The following is an 18,494-nucleotide window of genomic DNA, read 5'->3' on the forward strand; positions in this document are numbered from 1 at the left end:
GCACCGACCGTGAAAATCCGCTCCCGCCCGGGAGTGGAGTGTCGATAGCATTCACGGTCATGGAGTGGACCACGGTGCGCGACGCCGCCGAACTGACCGAGATGTTCGGAGAGCCGAGCTTCCGAGCCGCCAACAAGGACCGACGCACACTGCACCCTCTGGACGTGCAGTGGCTCGCTGCCTCACCGTTCTGCCTCCTCGGAACCTCCGACGCGAGCGGGCGATGCGACGTCTCACCCAAGGGCGATCCGCCCGGCAGTCTGGTGCACGTCCTCGACGACGCCACGATCGCTCTCGCCGAACGGCCGGGCAACCGCAGGATGGACGGCTATCGCAACATTCTCGAGAACCCGTTCGTCGGGCTGAACTTCTTCGTTCCCGGTCGCGGCGACACCCTCCGCATCAACGGTCGCGCCTCCCTGGTCACCGACGCCCCGTTCTTCGACGAGCTACAGGTCAAAGGCCACCGACCGATCATGTGCCTGGTCGTCGACATCGAGCAGGTGTTCCACCACTGTGCGAAGGCGTTCATGCGATCCAAGCTGTGGCAGCCCGAGACCTGGGATGCCGACGCCATCCCCGACGTCGCGACGCTGACGAAGGCGCTGATTCCTCAGGCTCCCGAGACGGTGGAGGAATTGCGCGAGTACTACGGACCGTCCTACGCCGAACAGCTCTACCCCAAGCAGTAGCTCCGGCGGACGAACCTCAGGACACGGTGTCGGATTCGGCGACGACAGGTGCCGCCTCCAGCTCCGTTGCGTCCGGCTCGGCTGCGTCTGGCTCGGCTGAGTCCGGCTGTGGTGCGTCCACTGCGACGCGTTCTCGGTTCAACCGCTGCGAGATGACCGTGGTGATGCCGTCGCCGCGCATGCTGACGCCGTACAGCGCGTCGGCCACCTCCATCGTGGGCTTCTGGTGGGTGATGACGATCAACTGCGACTTCTCGCGGAGCTGCTCGAACAATCCGATCAGTCGACGCAGGTTGGTGTCGTCCAGTGCAGCCTCGACCTCGTCCATCACGTAGAACGGAGACGGTCGGGCACGGAAGATGGCCACCAGCATGGCCACCGCGGTCAGCGATTTCTCGCCACCGGAGAGCAGCGAGAGCCGCTTGACCTTCTTGCCGGGCGGGCGGGCCTCGACCTCGATTCCGGTGGTGAGCATGTCCGACGGGTCGGTCAGGATCAGTCGTCCTTCGCCGCCAGGGAAGAGCTTGGCGAACACCCCGGTGAATTCTCGTTCGACGTCGAGCCAGGCCTCCGTGAAGACCTGCAGAATCCGTTCGTCGACGTCGGCGACCACGCCGAGCAGGTCCTTGCGCGCGGATTTGACGTCCTCGAGCTGAGTGGACAGGAAGTTGTAGCGCTCCTCGAGGGCCGCGAACTCTTCGAGGGCGAGCGGGTTGACCTTGCCGAGTGTGGCCAGGTCACGCTCGGCGCGTTTGGCGCGCTGCTCCTGCGTGGCTCGGTCGAACGGCATCGGGGCAGGTGCCACCACCTGCTCACCCCGCTCCTTGGCCGCCTCGTACTCGGCCATCTCGAGTTCGGTGGGAGGCAGTGCCACATCGGGCCCGTACTCGGCCACCAGATCGTCGAGGCCGATGCCGTGCTGTTCGAGAATCGTCGTCTCGAGCTGTTCGATCCGCAGCGCTGCCTGTGCGCGGGCCACCTCGTCCCGGTGCACGGCGTCGGTGATCGACGCCAGCTGACCCTGCAGGGCGCGGACCTGCTCTTTCACCTTGTCGAGTTCGATTGTGCGCGTTGCACGTTCGGCAGAGAGCTCGTCGCGTCTACGTGCAGCTGCGGCAACGACCGTAGCCAACCGTGCGGCGACCTCCTCGCCGGATTCTCCGACCGCCGCGGCCACTGCGGCCGCGTGCCGACGCGCTGCGCTCTCGCGTTCGGCTCGCGCTCTGGCCTCACGCTCGGCTCGCGCCGCCCGTCGAAGCGAATCTGCCCGGCCTCGCACGGACTGTGCACGCTCTTCGGCGGTCCGCACGTTCAACCGAGCTTCGACCTCCACGGCACGTACTTCGGTCAGTGCCGCTGCCGCCATCTCCCGTTCCATGGTGGTCGCCGCATCACCGCTCTCGCCGTCTCCCGCGAAACCGGATTGCTCGTCCTCGGCCGTCCGCAGATTTTCTTCGAGCTCGGCAAGCCGGGCAATCGCTTCTTCTCGGCTGGCCTCGGCAGAGCTGCGCTGCGTCGTCAACCGTGCCGACTCCGCGTGCGCCGAACGCGCCAGTTGACCCAATCGGCCCAGCTGCTCGTACACCGCGGCCATCGCAGCGTCTGATTCGTTGAGCGCTGCGAGCGCTTGCTCGGCCGACTCGCGCCGATCCCGTTGTTCTGCCAACGCTCCCGACAGCGCTGCGTCGAGCTCCTCCGCTCGTCGGACTGCCGCCGCCAACTCCACCGTCGACGTGTCGATTGCCGACTGCACCTCGAGGGTGCTCGGGCGACGATCCGAGCCGCCGGTGACCCAGCCGGCTTCGACGACGTCGCCGTCCTTGGTGACCGCACGCAGCTCACCGGAACCGGAGACGAGACGGTGTGCAGCGTCGAGCGAATCGACCGCGACCACACCGTCGAGCAGGGCCGCCATGGCCCCGGCCAACCGGTCCGGATACTCGATCAGGTCCAGCACCCATCGAGCGCCGCTCGGGAGGCCCGGACGTGGAACCGGTTGCGCTGCAGCCACATTGCCGTGCACGATGGACGCGCGGCCACCGTCGGCCGCACGCAGCGCCAGCACCGCATCACGCGCGGCATCGAACGATTCGGCGTGTGCGGCATCTGCGGCCGGACCCATTGCCACTGCCACCGCGATCTCGTACCCCGGCTCGACCGTGAGATGGCCTGCGAGCAGACCCGACAGGCCGTCCTGCTGGTTCTCCACCAGCCACCCGGCACCGTCCTTGCGTTCGAGGCCCATCGTCAGCGCCTCGATCCTGGCCTCGAACGACGCCACCCTCTTGCCCGCGATGCGCTCTTCGGCCTGTAGCTCCGTCACCCGGGAATCGGCATGCCGCAGCGCGGCGACGGCTCGTTCGTAGTGGGTGTCGAGGCTCAGTTCGCTCGCGTCGAGGGTGCCGATCTGATCCTGCACACTCTCGAATTCACGCTGAGCCGATTCGCCGCGCTCTCGTGCCTCGTCGATGGCCACCGACAAGCGCGCCACCTCCGCGTCGATCGACTCGACCTTGGTTCGGAAGGTGTCGACTCGGCCGGACAGGCGCGCGAACCCCTCGCGGCGGTCGGCCACCGCGCGTACGGCCGCAAGGTGGGCACGCTCGGCGGCCGCAGCAGCGGCTTCGCGCTCGGCCAACTGCTCACGTGCCGCCTCGAGCGTTTCGCGTGCCATCTCGACGGCCTCGACGAGTTCCATCTCTTCCTCGGCCACTCGCTCGGCCTGCGCTTCGAGCTCGTCCGGGTCCTGTCCGCGACCGGTGCTCTGGACGGCGTCGAGATGTCGAGCTCGTTCGTGCGCGATGCGCACCGTCGCATTCACGCGTTCGGCCAACGCGGAGAGACGGAACCACGTCTGCCCGGCCGCTTCGGCGCTCGGAGTCAGCCGAGCGACGGCCTGCTCGTGTTCGCCGAGTGCCACCGAGCCCGCTTCGAGGGCGTCCTGCACCATCGCGTACTGCTCACGAGCCGCTTCCTCGTCCTGAGTCTGGTTCGCGAATTCCTCGCGCCTGGCCACCAGATCGTCGGCAACCAGTCGCAACCGGGCATCGCGCAGGTCTGCCTGGACGGTCTGCGCACGACGCGCAACCTCGGCCTGCCTACCGAGAGGCTTGAGTTGGCGACGCAATTCGGTCGTGAGGTCGGTCAACCGCGCCAGGTTGGCCTGCATCGCGTCGAGCTTGCGGACGGCCTTTTCCTTGCGCTTGCGGTGCTTGAGCACCCCGGCTGCTTCCTCGATGAAGGCTCGCCGGTCCTCGGGCCGCGATTCCAGGATCGCGGCGAGCCGGCCCTGCCCCACGATCACGTGCATCTCGCGGCCGATACCGGAGTCGCTGAGCAGTTCCTGGACGTCCATCAATCGGCACGAACTGCCGTTGATCTCGTACTCACCCGCGCCGTCTCGGAACATACGCCGGGTGATCGAGACCTCGGAGTAGTCGATCGGCAGTGCGCCGTCGGAATTGTCGATCGTCAGAGTCACCTCTGCGCGGCCGAGCGGGGCTCGACCCGACGTGCCTGCGAAGATGACGTCTTCCATCTTCCCGCCGCGCAACGCCTTGGCACCTTGTTCACCCATCACCCAGGTCAGGGCGTCCACGACATTGGATTTACCCGAACCGTTGGGCCCGACGACGCAGGTGATTCCGGGCTCGAAACGAAGAGTCGTCGCCGAAGCAAAGGACTTGAAGCCCTTCAGCGTCAGACTCTTGAGATACATAGCGTCCGTACTTTACCGGTAGTACGCAGCGATGTGCGCCGAGCCGTCCGCATCGGGCGATCAGCGTTCGACGAAGCCCGTCAGATCTCCGCGGGCGGTGTCCCAACTCTCCACGACGAGCGTGACCGTGCCCGGGGTCCGATCGCCTCGGAGCAACTCGAGAAGCGCCTCGAGACGCTCACGTGGGCCCTCGGCTATCACCAGAACACGTCCGTCCGCGTGATTGGTCGCGTGCCCGACCAATCCCAGCTCCAACGCACGCGAGCGAGTCCACCACCGAAACCCGACCCCCTGAACCAGGCCGTGCACCCACGCCGTCAGCCGTTCGTCCGTCATACCTGACTCATCTTTCGGACTGTTCCGTCGAAACTGGTGGCGTACAAAGCCTTCTCGTCGAATCCGACCCCGCCGAAGGCGACCGACGAGGTCAGCGGAACACCGGTGGCCATCACGCAGGACGATCCGGTCTCGGGGTCGATACGGACCACCCTGCCGGCGAGATTCTGTGCGAGATAAACCGTTCCGTCATCGGCCACGGTCAGATCGTCCGACATCGTGAGCGGTCCGATACCGTCGATACGAATGCGCTCGGAGGGCCCGGACGGATTGTTCGCGTCGAGCACGGTGAGCGTCGTCTCGAGATCGAACGTGTTGGCCACGTAGATCTTTCCGCCGCCGATGCCGATTCCGTTCGCCGTGCCCACGTCCGTACGTACCGTCGACACGGTGCGATCGGTCGCGATCCGGCTCAGGCCTGCAGCGACACCCAGATTGCGGGTGGTGAACAGATCACCCGTCTCCGATCTCGCCAGCCCGTTGGGCATCGCCAGGCCCGACGCGTACGTCGACCGAACCCCCGTACCGAGATCGATCGTGTCGACGGTGCCGGTTCGGGTATCGACAAGCCCTGCCGCAGCGCTGTTTCCGGTCGTGAAATACAGCGTGTCACCATCGGTGACCAGTCCGCCCGGCGACTCGACGTCGGCAACGAGTGTGCCCCGGTCACCGTCCGGAGCCACGGTACGCAGAGCGCCGGGTCCGATGGGAGAGTTCTCGGAGACGATCATAGAACCGCGGCCGTCGAATTCGAGATTTTCGAGCATCCCGAATCCCGACGCCACCGTGCTCACCGACCACGGAGTGCAGCTGCTCGACGCGTCCGCGGTGGGTGACAGGGCGGTCGCCGCGCCGAGGAGCAGACCCGTGACGACCACGGCTGCCCCGGCTTTCATCAGGCGTCCACGTCGATGTCCAGGGTGACAGTCGTACCGGCCTTCAGGGTCCGCCCGACGGTGCACACCTTGTCGATGGCGCGCTGGACGACCGTCAGCAGACGCTCCTGCGCCTCGGGATCCATCTCACTGAGGTCGACTCGGAGAATCTCGTTCAGTTCCGGGTACCGCTCGTTTTCGCGATCGGCGGCACCGGACACCTCGACGGTGGCGGCGTAGTCATCGCCCAGTCGACGCGAGAGCGGTAGGTCCGAGCTCATACCGGTGCAGGCGGCGAGTGCGATCTTCAGCAGCTCGCCGGGGGTGAAGACGCCCTCGACCGACTCGGACCCGATGAGCACTTCGGCTCCTCGTGAGCTGCGGCCGGTGTAGCGACGGGTGCCTGTGCGCTCGACCCAGAGGTTGGTCGGCGTGCTCTGTTCTGCCATGACCGAAATACTAGGCGGGCGGTTCGGGAGTGGAGCCCGCGGAATGACGTGTTCGCACAGGAGTGGAGCCCGCGGAATGACCTGCGCCCGGTCAGCCGCGCACGTGTCGGGGTCGCGGCTGGCAGGTTGGGCAGCTGAACGAGGAGCGATTCATGAACTTCTCGCGTCTGATCGGGGCTCCGCACCGAGAACAGGGCAGGCCCTCCTGACCGTAAGCGTCGAGGGAACGATCGAAGTAGCCGGATTGTCCGTTGACGTTCACGTACAGCGCGTCGAACGAGGTTCCGCCCTGTGCCAGGGCCTCGCCCATCACCGCGTGCACCGCGGTGAGAAGGCGTCGCAGTGCCGGCCGCGTCAGAGTCTCCGCGATTCGATTGCCGTGGATCTTCGCGCGCCACAGCGCCTCGTCGGCATAGATGTTGCCCACGCCCGAGAGCACGGTCTGATCGAGCAGTGCCCGCTTGATCTCGGTGTGCTTGCCGCGCAACACGTTCACCACCGATTCGGCGTCGAACAGTGGATCGATCGGGTCGCGGGCAATGTGCGCGACCGGTTCGGGTACCTCTGTGCCGTCCACGGTGACGATCGGGGCGAGAGCCCAGCCGCCGAACGTGCGCTGATCGACGAAGCGCAGATCGGTGCCGTCGTCGAGTCGAGCGCGAATCCGCAGGTGCTTCTCGTCCGGGGCGGACGGCGGCTGCACCAGCATCTGTCCGCTCATACCCAGGTGCACGACGGTCGCGAAGTCGCCGGGTTCCATCACCAGCCACAGGTACTTGCCGCGCCGCCGAGCAGATGAGACACGCTGACCGCGCAGCTGGCCGATCAGATCGAGGCCCCCGAGATCGTGTCGTCGCACGGCGCGCGGGTGCAGCACCTCCACCGACCGCATCGTCCTGCCGACGACGTGAGATTCCAGACCGAGCCTGACGACCTCGACCTCGGGCAGTTCCGGCATCAGGTTTCGTCGGTTGCCGACTCGGCCGGAATCGCAGTGTCGTTGTTCGACAGTGTGTTCCACGCCAGACTGGCAGCCTTCTGTTCGGCTTCCTTCTTCGATCGACCGATACCGACGCCGCGAGGGAATCCGCCGACCAACACGGTCGCGGTGAATTCCTTGTCGTGATCGGGCCCAGTGGACGAGATCTCGTACGCGGGAACGCCCAGTGCACGTTCGGCGGTCAATTCCTGCAGGCTCGTCTTCCAGTCCAGCCCCGCACCGAGCTTGGGAGCCCGATCGAGGAGACCTGCGAACAGCGTCAGGACCACGGTGCGCGCGACGTCGATGCCGTGCTGCAGGTGGATTGCACCCAGCATCGACTCCATGCCGTCGGCAAGGATGCTCGGCTTGTCGCGTCCGCCGGTCTGCTCCTCGCCCTTGCCCAACAGCAGGTGGCGACCCAAGCCGCCGTCGCCGAGTCCACGCGCGACCTCGGCCAGGGCATGCATGTTGACCACGCTCGCCCTGATCTTGGCCAGCTGACCTTCGGACTTGGTGGGGTGCACCGCGTAGAGATGCTCGGTGACGGCCAGGCCGAGCACCGAGTCCCCCAGGAACTCGAGCCGCTCGTTCGTCGGCAGACCACCGTGCTCGTACGCGAACGACCGGTGCGTCAGAGCCAATGTCAACAATGGTTCCGACAGGGAGACACCGATAGCGGCGAGGAGCGACTCTCGGTCGTCCCCGCCGCTGACGGCAGTGGAGCTATTCTTCTGCGAACCGCTGTTGTGCCGGTCCACTACTTCGTTTGTCACGTAAGCGGAAATCAGACCGCTGCGACGACCTGGCGGCCCTTGTAGGTGCCACACGAGGGGCACGCGATGTGGGGCAGAGTCTTCTCGCCACAACCGCGGTTGGGGCACGTCACGAGGGTGGGCGCAGTGGTTTTCCACTGTGCACGACGCGACCTCGTGTTGGAACGCGACATTTTGCGCTTCGGGACAGCCACTTACTTCTCCTCGGCTTCGTTGTTCACAAGTTCTGTGCTCGGTTCTGGATCCACGCCAAATTTGGCTGCAAGACCAGCCCAGCGAGGATCAATTGTATCGTGACTGTGGCCGGATTCAGCAATCGCCAGGCGAACGCCGCATTCTGGGCACAATCCCTCGCACTCGTCACTGCAGACGGGGTGGAGTGGAAGCTCCAAACCGACCGCGTCGACGATGACGGGTTCGAGGTCAATCAGGTCGTCGACGATGCGGTGAATCTCGTCCGCATCGGTGGTCTCCTCGGTGATGCTGTTCGGGTAAGCGAACAACTCGGTCAGGTAGACGTCGACGTTGCCACCGACCGGGTCGAGGCAGCGCGTGCACTCGCCGGCCGTGACTGCCCGTACGGAACCGGTGACGAGAACGCCCTCCGAGACCGCCTGCAACTGCAGATCGAGCGAGACCGGAACACCGGCTTCGATGGCAATGGCATCGAGGCCGATTCGGGAAGGAGCCGGAACCGTCCGCTCGATGGCCTTCGTCGACCCGGGTCGACGACCGAGGTTGAGAATGTCCAGAACGAATCCGTCGTCCAATTCCGGACGCGTCGTTCTCTTGGGCGGGGGCACGGCTGTTCTTCCTTACTGTCGGTATGCCTACTGTCGGTAAGCAACCCCACAACGATACGCATACGCGCATACGAGGGCAAATCGCTGCCGTTCAGTGGCGGCTGCGACGGCCCTGGTCCGGGCTCCCGTACGCGGAGTCACCGTACGGCTCATTGCCGTATTCCGGTACACCCGAACCGGTTCGCAGCTGCTGACGCCCACGGCCGACCGAACGAATGGTGCCGCTGAGGAACTCCTCGAACTCTGCAAGCTTGGTATCGACGTAGACGTCGCACTCACTGCGCATCCGATCGGATTCGGCGTGCGCGCTGTCGATCACCCGAGCAGACTCGGCGCGGGCCGCCTGGACGACCTCGGTTTCCGAGACGAGCCGGTTCTGTTCGGCTGTGCCGTCTGCGACCGACCGCTCGTACGACGCGGTACCGGACTCGATCATCCGATCGGCCTCGGTGCGCGCACGAACGGTCAGTTCCTCGTACTCACGCTGGCCGTCGAGCACCGTTCGCTCGGCCTCCGCCTCGGCATCGGCCACGAGCTGATCGGCGTGGGCCGACGCTTCGGACACCATGCGATCCGCTTGAGCCTTGGCGTCGGCGAGAATGCGATCGGCCGAATCCCTGGCGTTCTCGACCGTGTCCTTGGCCTCTGCGTTGGCGGTGCCGACCGTCTTCTCCGCAGTGGCCCTGGCGTCGCCGACGAGCTTGTCGCGGTGATCCAGTACGTCCTGGGCGTCGTCCAACTCGCCGGGGATGGCGTCTCGGACGTCGTCGAGCAGTTCCAGGACATCGCCGCGAGGGACGACGCACCCGGCAGTCATCGGAACGCCGCGCGCCTCCTCGACAATGGCGACGAGTTCGTCGAGCGCCTCGAATACGCGGTACACCGGTTACCCCAATCGTCGAATCTGCCACTGCGCGGTCTTCACTCGCAGTGCTGCGCTGTTCAGTCTGCCCGTCGACGCGTGCGTCTGCGCTATACCGGCCCGGTGTGTCGCTCTTCGAACTACTCTGCGGCCCGCTCGGCGATACGGGCCGTCAGTCGGTCCTGAACGAAGGGCGGCAGCATGCCGGTGACGTCTCCCCCGAAGGTCGCGACCTCCTTGATCAACGAACTCGACAGGAAGCCGTGAGCTGGATTCGCCGGGAGAAACAGCGTGTCCACACCGGTCAACGTTCTGTTCATCTGCGCCATCTGCAACTCGTAATCGAAGTCGTTGGCACTGCGCAGACCTTTGACGATCGCCGAAAAGCCTTCTTGCCGTGCGTAATCGACCAACAGGCCGTACCACGAACCGACTCTGACATTGGGCAGATGATCCGTGGCGACTTCGAGCATCTCGATCCGCTCGTCGATGCTGAACATGCCCTTCTTGCTCTTGTTCACCATCACCGTGACCACCACCTCGTCGAAGGCGGCGGCGGCACGCTCGAAGATGTCGAGGTGACCGTTGGTCACCGGGTCGAAGGATCCAGGGCAGAGTGCGCCAGTCATGCCCGCGAACCTATCAGCCGATCCCGGGCTCGCTCGTCACGCGCGTGCTGCGATCTCGATCCGACTCTCGCCGTACTTCTTCGACTTCTCCGGAACCAGTCCGGCCGGCCATCGGGTCTCCGGCGAACGCGACGACCGCTCGAGGACGACGACCGCGTCGGGAGCGAGCCATCCCCCGGTGACGAGTCTGTCCAACAGGCCGGCGACGGCAGTGTCGGTCACGGCATACGGCGGGTCGGCCAACACCAGGTCGTACGCCGCATCCGCAGCGCCCGCCAGCACCGACGCCACCGGAGCGCACCGGACCGATGCGCCGGGCAAACCCACCGATGCGATGTTCTTTCGCACCACCGCCGCCGCTCGGGCGTCCGATTCGACCAACACCGCCGACGACGCTCCACGCGAGAGTGCCTCTAGCCCCAGTGCTCCCGATCCTGCGAACAGATCCAGCACCGCGGCACCGTCGAGTTCCATTCGACTCTCCAGCGAGCTGAACAACGCTTCGCGAACTCGCTCGGAGGTGGGACGGGTGCCCTGGCCGGGAACCGACAATCGTCGACCGCCCGCGACACCCGCCACGATCCGTGTCATTCGCTGCCGGCCTCTTCGCCCGTCGACCCCCCACCGATGACGACGAGCAGATCGCCGCCCTCCACCTGCTGCACGCCCGAGATCGCCAGCCGGGTCACCGAGCCGCCGCGAGGAGCGGTGATGGCAGCCTCCATCTTCATCGCCTCGATCGTGGCGATGGTGTCGCCGGCCGAGATCTTCTGTCCCTCTTCGACGGACAGTGTGACGACGCCTGCGAACGGTGCCGGAATGTGCCCGGAGTTCGATCGGTCCGCCTTCTCGACCGTGGGGGCCTCGCTGGAGATGGATCGGTCGCGCACCGACACCGGCCGCAACTGTCCGTTGAGAATGCACATCACGGTGCGCATGCCACGCTCGTCGGGATCGGAGATGGCCTCGAGCCCGATGAGCAGCTCGACGCCCTTCTCCAGTGCCACCCGATGCTCCTCGCCCTGCCGCAGCCCGTAGAAGAACTGATTGGCCGACAGCCGCGTCGTATCGCCGTACTTCTCGCGGTGGGCAGCGAGTTCGGCCGTGGGACCGGGGAACAGCAGACGGTTGAGTGTCTCGCGGCGCTGAGCCGACGTGCCGTCGAGGTTCTTCTCGTCCTCCTCGGTGAGCGGTGTCACCGGCTTGCCCTCTCCACGACCCTCCAACGCCTTCGTCCGCAACGGTTCCGGCCATCCGCCCGCAGGCGTGCCCAGATCACCGCGCAGGAATCCGATCACCGAATCGGGGATGTCGTAGCGGCCGGGATTCTCGGCGAATTCCTCGGCGGACGCCCCTGCACCGACCAGAGCCAGAGCCAGGTCGCCGACGACCTTCGAGCTCGGCGTCACCTTGGTCAATCGGCCCAACATGCGGTCGGCTGCAGCATAATTGGCCTCGACGGTCTCGAACCGATCACCGAGACCAAGCGAAATAGCTTGCTGCCGTAGATTCGAGAGCTGTCCGCCGGGAATCTCGTGCGTGTAGACGCGGCCCGTCGGTGCCGGCAGCCCGGACTCGAACGGCGCGTACACCTTTCGCACGGCCTCCCAGTACGGCTCCAGGTCGCAGACGGCCTGAAGATTCAGGCCGGTGTCAAGCTCCGTGTGCGCGGCAGCCGCCACGATCGCCGACAACGCAGGCTGGCTCGTGGTACCCGCCATCGCCGCGCTGGCACCGTCGACAGCGTCGGCCCCGGCCTCCCACGCGGCGAGGTACGTCGCGAGCTGACCACCGGGTGTGTCGTGCGTGTGTACGTGCACGGGCAGATCGAAGTTCGAGCGCAACGCCGTCACCAGCGTCTTGGCTGCGGGTGCGCGGAGCAGTCCTGCCATGTCCTTGATGGCGAGCACGTGCGCGCCTGCGTCGACGATCTGCTCGGCCAACTTCAGGTAGTAGTCGAGGGTGTAGAGGTTCTCGTTCGGGTTCGACAGATCACCGGTGTAACTCAGTGCCACCTCGGCGAGCGCCGTACCGGTCTCGCGCACGGCATCGATGGCCGGGCGCATCTGATCGACATTGTTGAGGGCGTCGAAGATACGGAAGATGTCGATGCCGGTGTCGGTGGCCTCGGCAACGAAGCTGCGGGTCACCTTCTCCGGATACGGGGTGTAGCCGACGGTGTTCCTGCCGCGCAGCAACATCTGAATTGCGATGTTCGGCACGGCCTCTCGCAGACTCGCCAGGCGCTCCCACGGATCCTCGTGCAGGAACCGCAGCGCCACATCGTACGTCGCACCGCCCCACGCCTCGATGGAGAGCAACTGCGGCGTCGTACGCGCCACGTACGGGGCGACACCGAGCAGTCCGCTCGTCCGCACTCGCGTCGCCAACAACGACTGATGTGCGTCACGGAACGTGGTGTCGGTGACGCCGAGAGCTTTCTGGTTGCGCAGATCGCGGGCAAAACCCTCGGGCCCGAGCGCGAGCAGTCGTTGACGCGAACCGTCGGGAATCGGAGCCGAGAAGTCGACAGCGGGAAGCTTGTCGTGTGGGTACACCGGGGACGGACGCTCGCCGTGCGGCTTGTTGACCGTCACGTCGGCCAGGTAGGCGAGAATCTTCGTGCCGCGGTCGCCCGAGGATCGCGAGGTGAGCAGTTCCGGCCGCTCCTCGATGAACGAGGTGGTGACCCGGCCCGCGGTGAAGTCGGGATCGACCAGAACCGCTTGCAGGAACGGGATGTTCGTCGCGACACCGCGAATCCTGAACTCCGCCAACGCTCGTCGGGCCCGCGCCACGGCGGTGTCGAAGTCGCGGCCGCGGCAGGTGAGCTTGACGAGCATGGAATCGAAGTACGCGCCGACCTCCGCGCCCAGCGTGGTTCCGCCGTCGAGACGCACGCCCGCACCGCCCGGTGTGCGGTACGCAGTGATGCGTCCGACGTCCGGCCGGAATCCGTTCGCCGGATCCTCGGTGGTGATGCGGCACTGCAGCGCCGCACCGCGCAGCACGATGTTCTCCTGCTGCAGACCCAGATCCGCGAGCGTCTCACCCGAGGCGATCCGCAGCTGGGACTGCACCAGATCCACATCGGTCACCTCTTCGGTGACGGTGTGCTCCACCTGAATTCGAGGGTTCATCTCGATGAAGACGTGATTGCCACGGGTGTCGAGCAGAAACTCGACGGTCCCGGCGCACGAGTAGCCGATCTGCTTCGCGAACGCGACGGCGTCGGCGCAGATCTTCTCACGCAATCCTTCGGGCAGGTTGGGAGCCGGAGCGAGCTCGATGACCTTCTGATGCCGACGCTGCACACTGCAGTCGCGCTCGAACAGGTGCACCACGTTGCCCTGGCCGTCGGCGAGGATCTGAACCTCGATGTGCCGAGGATCGATCACGGCCTGCTCGAGGAACACCGTCGGATCACCGAGGGCCGATTCGGCCTCGCGCGCAGCAGCTTCGATGGATTCGCGCAGCTGCTCGGGCTCGGCCACTCGGCGCATACCTCGACCACCGCCACCGGCGACCGCCTTGACGAACAACGGGAACGTCATCGTCTCGGACGCCGCGACGAGCTCGTCCACATCGGACGACGGGTCCGACGACGCCAGTACAGGAAGCCCTGCGGCCTTGGCGGCCGCGATGGCCCGCGCCTTGTTACCGGTCAGTTCGAGCACGTCGGCCGACGGGCCGACGAAGGTGATGCCCGCCTCGGCACACGCCGCGGCCAGATCCGGGTTCTCGGAAAGGAATCCGTACCCGGGATACACCGCGTCCGCACCACTGCGCTTGGCAGCGGCGACGATCTCCTCGACCGAGAGATACGCGCGAACAGGATGCCCCTTCTCCCCGATCTGATACGCCTCGTCGGCCTTCGTCCGGTGCACCGAGTTCCGGTCCTCGAACGGGAACACCGCAACGGTCGAGGCCCCGAGTTCGTAGGAGGCGCGGAAGGCGCGGATGGCGATTTCACCGCGGTTGGCAACCAAAACTTTGGAGAACATTGGCTCAACTTACCCGGCAGCGTGAGCCACCGAGGTGTACTGATCTCACCATTCGGGACGAATTGCTCGAATCGGCCGACTGAAACGGTGCAGTGAGTCCCTACGCCGTTCCTGATCGTTCCCGGTCGTTCCTGCAGGCTCCACTCCTGCCTTCCCCGGTCGTTCCTGCAGGCTCCACTCCTACCCCGTCAGGACTTCTGCAAATAGTCGACTCGATCCGATCGCCAGGCCGACCGCATCATCGACGCAATGCCGGGATCGTTCGCCAGCGACGGGTCCCGCGCGAACAGAGACCGTGCGCAGTCCTGTGCGTCGGCGATGATGTCCTCGTCGTCGATGAACGAGAGCAGCCGCAGTCCGCTGACCGTGCCCGACTGTGCAGCTCCGAGAACGTCGCCCTCGCGACGAGTGGCCAGATCCAGCTTGGCCAACTCGAAACCGTCGTTGGTGGCCGCCACCGCCTCCAGCCGGGCGAAGGAGCCACCCGCGGGGCTGAGATAGCTGATCATGATGCACAGGCCCTGGTGCCCGCCTCGGCCGATCCGGCCTCGCAACTGATGCAGTTGGCTCACGCCGAATCGGTCCGCATCCATGATGACCATGACCGTCGCGTTGGGAACGTCCACGCCCACTTCGACCACCGTGGTGCAGACGAGCACGTCGATCTCTCCGGAGTTGAACTCGGACATCGTGATGTCCTTGTCGTCTCCCGACAGTCGCCCGTGCAGCAGCCCCACGCGCAGATCGTGCATCGGCCCGGTGGAGAGGGTCTCGTACAGGTCCACCGCAGCCGTCGTCTCGGGGCCGTCCTCCGCGCTCGCGGTCTTCTTCTTCGCGGCGCTCTTCTTCCCGTTCTCCGCGTCCTCGTCGTCGCCGATGCGGGAGCACACCACGTAGGCCTGGCGACCCGCTGCCACTTCCTCGTGAATACGCTGCCACGCTCGATCGACCCAGCCCGGTTTGCTCCTGGCGGGTACGACGTTGCTGACGATGGGCGATCGGCCGCGGGGCAGTTCGGTGAGCACCGACGTCTCGAGGTCACCCAGTGTCGACATCGCGATGGTGCGCGGGATGGGGGTCGCGGTCATCACCAGCAAGTGCGGACTGGTGTTGTCGCGAGCTTTCGCGCGCAACGCATCTCGTTGCTCGACGCCGAACCTGTGTTGTTCGTCGACGACGACCATGGCGAGATCGAGGAATTCCACTCGGTCCTCGATCAGGGCGTGGGTACCGATCACGATGCCCGCGTCACCGGTGACGGCATCGAGCAGGGCGGACCGCTTGGCCGCCGTGGACATCGAGCCGGTCAACAAGGCGACCTTGGTCGCCAACTCGTGCGATCCGAGTTCCCCACCGGCCGCGAGGCTCCCGAGCATCGACCGAATCGAGCGCGCGTGTTGGGAGGCGAGAACCTCCGTCGGTGCCAGCAGCGCACACTGATGTCCGGCATCGATCACCTGCAGCATCGCCCGCAGTGCGACGATCGTCTTGCCCGAGCCGACCTCACCCTGCAACAGCCGCGACATCGGATGCGGTGCCGACAGATCGTGGGCGATCTCGGCTGCGACCTGGTGCTGGCCGGCCGTCAACTCGAACGGCAGACGCCGATCGAACTCGGCGGCGATACCGTCGGTGATCGGTGGGCATCGCGCTGCCACCCGGGTGGATGCGTCGCGTCGGCGATCGGCGAGGACGAGTTGAACGGCGAGCGCCTCGTCGAACTTGAGCCGCTCGCGCGCGGAGTCCTTGTCCTGTGCGGTGTCCGGGAAATGGACCGACCGCAGCGCGGTGTCGATGTCGACGAGACCGCGTTGCGCACGGACCGACTCGGGCAGCGGATCGACCACGTCGTCGAGCTGGTCGAGCACCTGCCGCACGCAGCGCATGAAGGTCCAGCTCTCGACGTCCTTCGCGGCCGGATAGATGGGCACGAATGCTCGATCGAACACCGACATGTCGACGGCACCGGACGAATCGACGGAACCACGAGCGAGTCCGGCCAGGGTGCCGCCGCCGACGATTCGCCCTGCGGGCACGACGGCACCGTCGTTGTCGTCTCCGCCGAGAATCACGTAACTGGGGTGCGTCAGATTCCAGCGCTTGCCGAAGTACTTGACCTTGCCCGAGAACATTCCTCGGCGACCGGGTACCAGAACGTGCTTGAGCTTGTGCGGGCTGAAGAAGGTGGCGTCGATCCGCTGTCCGTCGGCGGCGAGTGTCACTGCGAGGAACTGACCGTTGCGGTTCTTCATCGAGCGCAGCGTCGCGGACTCGATCGTGGCGACGATGGTGATGTGCTCGCCCTCGGGCAGCTCCTTCTCCCCCAGCTCCGAACCGTGAGTCATGTAGCGGTGCGGATAGTGCCGAAGCAGGTCCTCGACGGTGTGAATACCGAAGACGTCTGCCAGCGGCGTCGCCGCCGCGGCTCCGAGGATGTGATCGAGCCGGTCCACCAGCGTTGCCATTGTCCGAGATTCCCTATTCCACTCCGAATTGCACGAGATCCCCCGGCTGCCCACCTGTATAGACCACCACGTCGACTCCGGGATGTGCGCCGGCCACGTACTCGGCCAGCCGATCACCGAAGTCCTCCGAGGCCTGGGCCCCGACGAGCACTGTCACCATCTCCCCGCCCGTGGCCAGGAGCTGATCGAGCAGCCGGCACCCCGCATCGAGCGGACGAGCGGCGACGATCACCACCTCCTGCCCTGCGAGCCCGATGCAGTCTCCCGGCTCGCACGTGCCGACCCACGTCAGGGATCGCTCCTGGGCGATACGCAGTGAACCCCACCTCGTGCCCGCCGCCGCCTCGGACATCGTGAACGCGTCGTCGACCGCAGCCCTGGCGGCATCGTGCACCGCGAGTGCGGCCAACCCCTGCACCATCGCCGAGCACGGCAACATCACGACGTCTTTGCCGTCTGCTCGGGCAGCTGCGCCGACGGCTACGAGTTCCTGCGCGGACAACGCGCCGTTCGGCAACACCAACACCTCGCGATGCTTCATCCCGACGATCGCTCGATGCAGCACCGAGGACTCGATCGCCTCGTCGCACCGCACCACCGTCGCGCCTTCCTGAACGTAGAGATCCGCAGCACCGTCACCGGCCACCAGCGCCAAAATATCGCGACCGACCGACAACTCTGCTCCGTCGTGCGCTTCGGGGCTCACCGCTCCGGCCGGCTCGGCGAATCCGAAACACGAGATCCGCACTCCGCGAACATCTCCGGCAGCGATTCCGAGTTCGACGGCACCGCCGGGGTCGGCGGTGTGTACGTGCGCGGACCAGGCCCCGGAACCGTCACCGGCGACCACGACCGAATCACCGATGTCGGCCAGGGCCCGGCGAAGCTCCGCCGCCCCCGCATCGTTCTGGCCGTGCACGACGTAGACCACCTCATACCCGAGAGGGCGACCCGTTGCGTACCCCGGCTCGGGTGCACCGTCGCAGTCCGACGAGACGTTCGACGCATCGCCCACCGTCCGGCGTTCGTGCTCGTGTGGGCGACGGTATCGCCGGCGCGGTGGAGTGCGGCCGATCACCACCTCCACGAGCGCATCGATGATCACCGAGAGACCGAGAGCGCCTGCGTCCACGACCCCCGCCTCCCGGAGTTCGGCGAGTTGGTCCGTCGTGCTGTCGACCGCACGAGCGGTGGCCTCGGCGATGTCGACCACCAGAGTGGCGAGGCCGACATTGGCATCGTGGGCGGAGGCCTCGCGATCGGCGGCGGCCAGAACGGTGAGCATCGTGCCCTCGACGGGAACGCTGACCGCTCCCGCAACCAGGACTTTCGCGCGTCGCAACATGGCCTGGACCGACACCGTGTCCAACGGGCCGTCGGCCGAGGCCTCGGCGACAGCGCGCAAGAGTTGGGACACGATCACTCCCGAGTTGCCCCGCGCACCCGCGACCGCCCCCACGGCCAGTGCCCGCCCGATCGCGCGGGCGTCCGCCGTGGGCCCGGCTGCACGCATCGACTCCACCGCGGCACGGAAGGTGAACATGAGATTGGTGCCGGTATCCGAGTCGGGGATGGGGAACACGTTGAGTGCATCGATCTCGTCGCACCGCGCGGTCAGGGAATCGACGCAGCGGTAGGCCCACCGTCGCAGAGCTGCGGCATCGATCGATTCGAGAACGTCGACCACCTCGAGCAGCCTCCCCCCGCGTCACACACGCCACCTCGTCCGAACTCCCTCGCGGACAGTGCCCGAAGCTTAGTCGGGCATGATCGGTGGCGCGCCTTCCGTGAGCCCTCACGCAGCGTCTGCCGTGGCGGTTTGGTGATTGCGTGCGACGCCGCTATTCTTGCAGGGTTGCCTCGAGGCGATCTTCACGCATTGCAATCTTTGCATCTGCTCGTAGTT

The 18,494-nt window shown here is 66.1% G+C and carries 15 protein-coding genes; 1 reads left to right on the plus strand and 14 read right to left on the minus strand.

Features of this window, described 5'->3' with window-relative positions; all coding sequences use genetic code 11:
* The first annotated feature begins 59 nt into the window (after window positions 1-59).
* On the plus strand, window positions 60-692 hold the full coding sequence (locus CH295_RS24270) for a pyridoxamine 5'-phosphate oxidase family protein (RefSeq protein WP_094742088.1): 633 nt from the start codon (window positions 60-62) through the stop codon (window positions 690-692).
* A 16-nt stretch (window positions 693-708) separates the two neighbouring features.
* On the opposite strand, the gene smc is transcribed toward CH295_RS24270, so the two are convergent.
* The 14 genes from smc to CH295_RS24340 all read right to left on the minus strand — a co-directional run bounded on the left by smc (window position 709) and on the right by CH295_RS24340 (window position 18,275).
* The gene (gene smc, locus CH295_RS24275; protein ID WP_094742089.1) at window positions 709-4,410 is read right to left on the minus strand and encodes a chromosome segregation protein SMC; all 3,702 of its coding nucleotides are present in this window, start codon (window positions 4,408-4,410) and stop codon (window positions 709-711) included.
* Between the two features lie 60 nt (window positions 4,411-4,470).
* On the minus strand, window positions 4,471-4,746 hold the full coding sequence (locus tag CH295_RS24280) for an acylphosphatase (protein ID WP_094634209.1): 276 nt from the start codon (window positions 4,744-4,746) through the stop codon (window positions 4,471-4,473).
* Window positions 4,743-5,642 carry an SMP-30/gluconolactonase/LRE family protein gene (locus CH295_RS24285; protein ID WP_141217076.1) on the minus strand — a complete coding sequence of 300 codons (900 nt, stop codon included), beginning with the start codon at window positions 5,640-5,642 and terminating at the stop codon, window positions 4,743-4,745. The genes CH295_RS24280 and CH295_RS24285 overlap by 4 nt, the downstream gene beginning before the upstream one ends.
* Entirely contained in the window at window positions 5,642-6,070 is a 429-nt protein-coding gene (locus CH295_RS24290) for an OsmC family protein (protein WP_094634208.1), read from the minus strand. Before CH295_RS24290 ends, CH295_RS24285 begins: the two co-directional genes overlap by 1 nt.
* 91 nt (window positions 6,071-6,161) lie before the next feature.
* Window positions 6,162-7,028, minus strand: coding sequence for a bifunctional DNA-formamidopyrimidine glycosylase/DNA-(apurinic or apyrimidinic site) lyase (mutM, locus tag CH295_RS24295; protein ID WP_094634207.1), 867 nt, complete (start codon window positions 7,026-7,028; stop codon window positions 6,162-6,164).
* Window positions 7,028-7,810, minus strand: a complete 783-nt coding sequence (rnc, locus tag CH295_RS24300) for a ribonuclease III (RefSeq protein ID WP_037189675.1) — start codon at window positions 7,808-7,810, stop codon at window positions 7,028-7,030. The genes mutM and rnc overlap by 1 nt, the downstream gene beginning before the upstream one ends.
* 26 nt (window positions 7,811-7,836) lie before the next feature.
* Complete coding sequence (rpmF, locus tag CH295_RS24305) at window positions 7,837-8,019, minus strand: 50S ribosomal protein L32 (RefSeq protein ID WP_032397784.1); 183 nt, start codon at window positions 8,017-8,019, stop codon at window positions 7,837-7,839.
* A complete protein-coding gene (locus CH295_RS24310) occupies window positions 8,020-8,628 on the minus strand; it encodes a YceD family protein (protein WP_037189678.1) in 609 nt (202 codons plus the stop codon).
* Window positions 8,629-8,719: 91 nt separating this feature from the next.
* Complete coding sequence (locus tag CH295_RS24315; protein WP_094634206.1) at window positions 8,720-9,511, minus strand: DivIVA domain-containing protein; 792 nt, start codon at window positions 9,509-9,511, stop codon at window positions 8,720-8,722.
* 119 nt (window positions 9,512-9,630) lie between these two features.
* Window positions 9,631-10,119 (minus strand): pantetheine-phosphate adenylyltransferase, encoded by a 489-nt coding sequence (gene coaD, locus CH295_RS24320; protein ID WP_037189683.1) that lies wholly within the window; start codon window positions 10,117-10,119, stop codon window positions 9,631-9,633.
* Between the two features lie 36 nt (window positions 10,120-10,155).
* Complete coding sequence (gene rsmD, locus CH295_RS24325) at window positions 10,156-10,710, minus strand: 16S rRNA (guanine(966)-N(2))-methyltransferase RsmD (protein WP_094634205.1); 555 nt, start codon at window positions 10,708-10,710, stop codon at window positions 10,156-10,158.
* Complete coding sequence (locus CH295_RS24330) at window positions 10,707-14,123, minus strand: pyruvate carboxylase (RefSeq protein ID WP_094742090.1); 3,417 nt, start codon at window positions 14,121-14,123, stop codon at window positions 10,707-10,709. Before CH295_RS24330 ends, rsmD begins: the two co-directional genes overlap by 4 nt.
* A gap of 188 nt (window positions 14,124-14,311) precedes the next feature.
* On the minus strand, window positions 14,312-16,588 hold the full coding sequence (gene recG, locus CH295_RS24335; protein ID WP_094742091.1) for an ATP-dependent DNA helicase RecG: 2,277 nt from the start codon (window positions 16,586-16,588) through the stop codon (window positions 14,312-14,314).
* A 13-nt stretch (window positions 16,589-16,601) separates the two neighbouring features.
* Window positions 16,602-18,275 (minus strand): DAK2 domain-containing protein, encoded by a 1,674-nt coding sequence (locus CH295_RS24340; protein WP_094742092.1) that lies wholly within the window; start codon window positions 18,273-18,275, stop codon window positions 16,602-16,604.
* Between the last annotated feature and the right edge of the window lie 219 nt (window positions 18,276-18,494).

The organism is Rhodococcus sp. 14-2483-1-2, assembly GCF_002259405.1.
Lineage (GTDB): Bacteria > Actinomycetota > Actinomycetes > Mycobacteriales > Mycobacteriaceae > Rhodococcoides.

Coding starts and splice junctions, on each gene's coding strand:
- recG (WP_094742091.1), bottom strand. CDS start 16,588: ATGGCAACGCTGGTGGACCGGCTCGATCACATCCTCGGAGCCGCGGCG.
- mutM (WP_094634207.1), bottom strand. CDS start 7,028: ATGCCGGAACTGCCCGAGGTCGAGGTCGTCAGGCTCGGTCTGGAATCT.
- smc (WP_094742089.1), bottom strand. CDS start 4,410: ATGTATCTCAAGAGTCTGACGCTGAAGGGCTTCAAGTCCTTTGCTTCG.
- CH295_RS24330 (WP_094742090.1), bottom strand. CDS start 14,123: ATGTTCTCCAAAGTTTTGGTTGCCAACCGCGGTGAAATCGCCATCCGC.
- coaD (WP_037189683.1), bottom strand. CDS start 10,119: ATGACTGGCGCACTCTGCCCTGGATCCTTCGACCCGGTGACCAACGGT.
- CH295_RS24285 (WP_141217076.1), bottom strand. CDS start 5,642: ATGAAAGCCGGGGCAGCCGTGGTCGTCACGGGTCTGCTCCTCGGCGCG.
- rsmD (WP_094634205.1), bottom strand. CDS start 10,710: ATGACACGGATCGTGGCGGGTGTCGCGGGCGGTCGACGATTGTCGGTT.
- CH295_RS24270 (WP_094742088.1), top strand. CDS start 60: ATGGAGTGGACCACGGTGCGCGACGCCGCCGAACTGACCGAGATGTTC.
- CH295_RS24280 (WP_094634209.1), bottom strand. CDS start 4,746: ATGACGGACGAACGGCTGACGGCGTGGGTGCACGGCCTGGTTCAGGGG.
- CH295_RS24290 (WP_094634208.1), bottom strand. CDS start 6,070: ATGGCAGAACAGAGCACGCCGACCAACCTCTGGGTCGAGCGCACAGGC.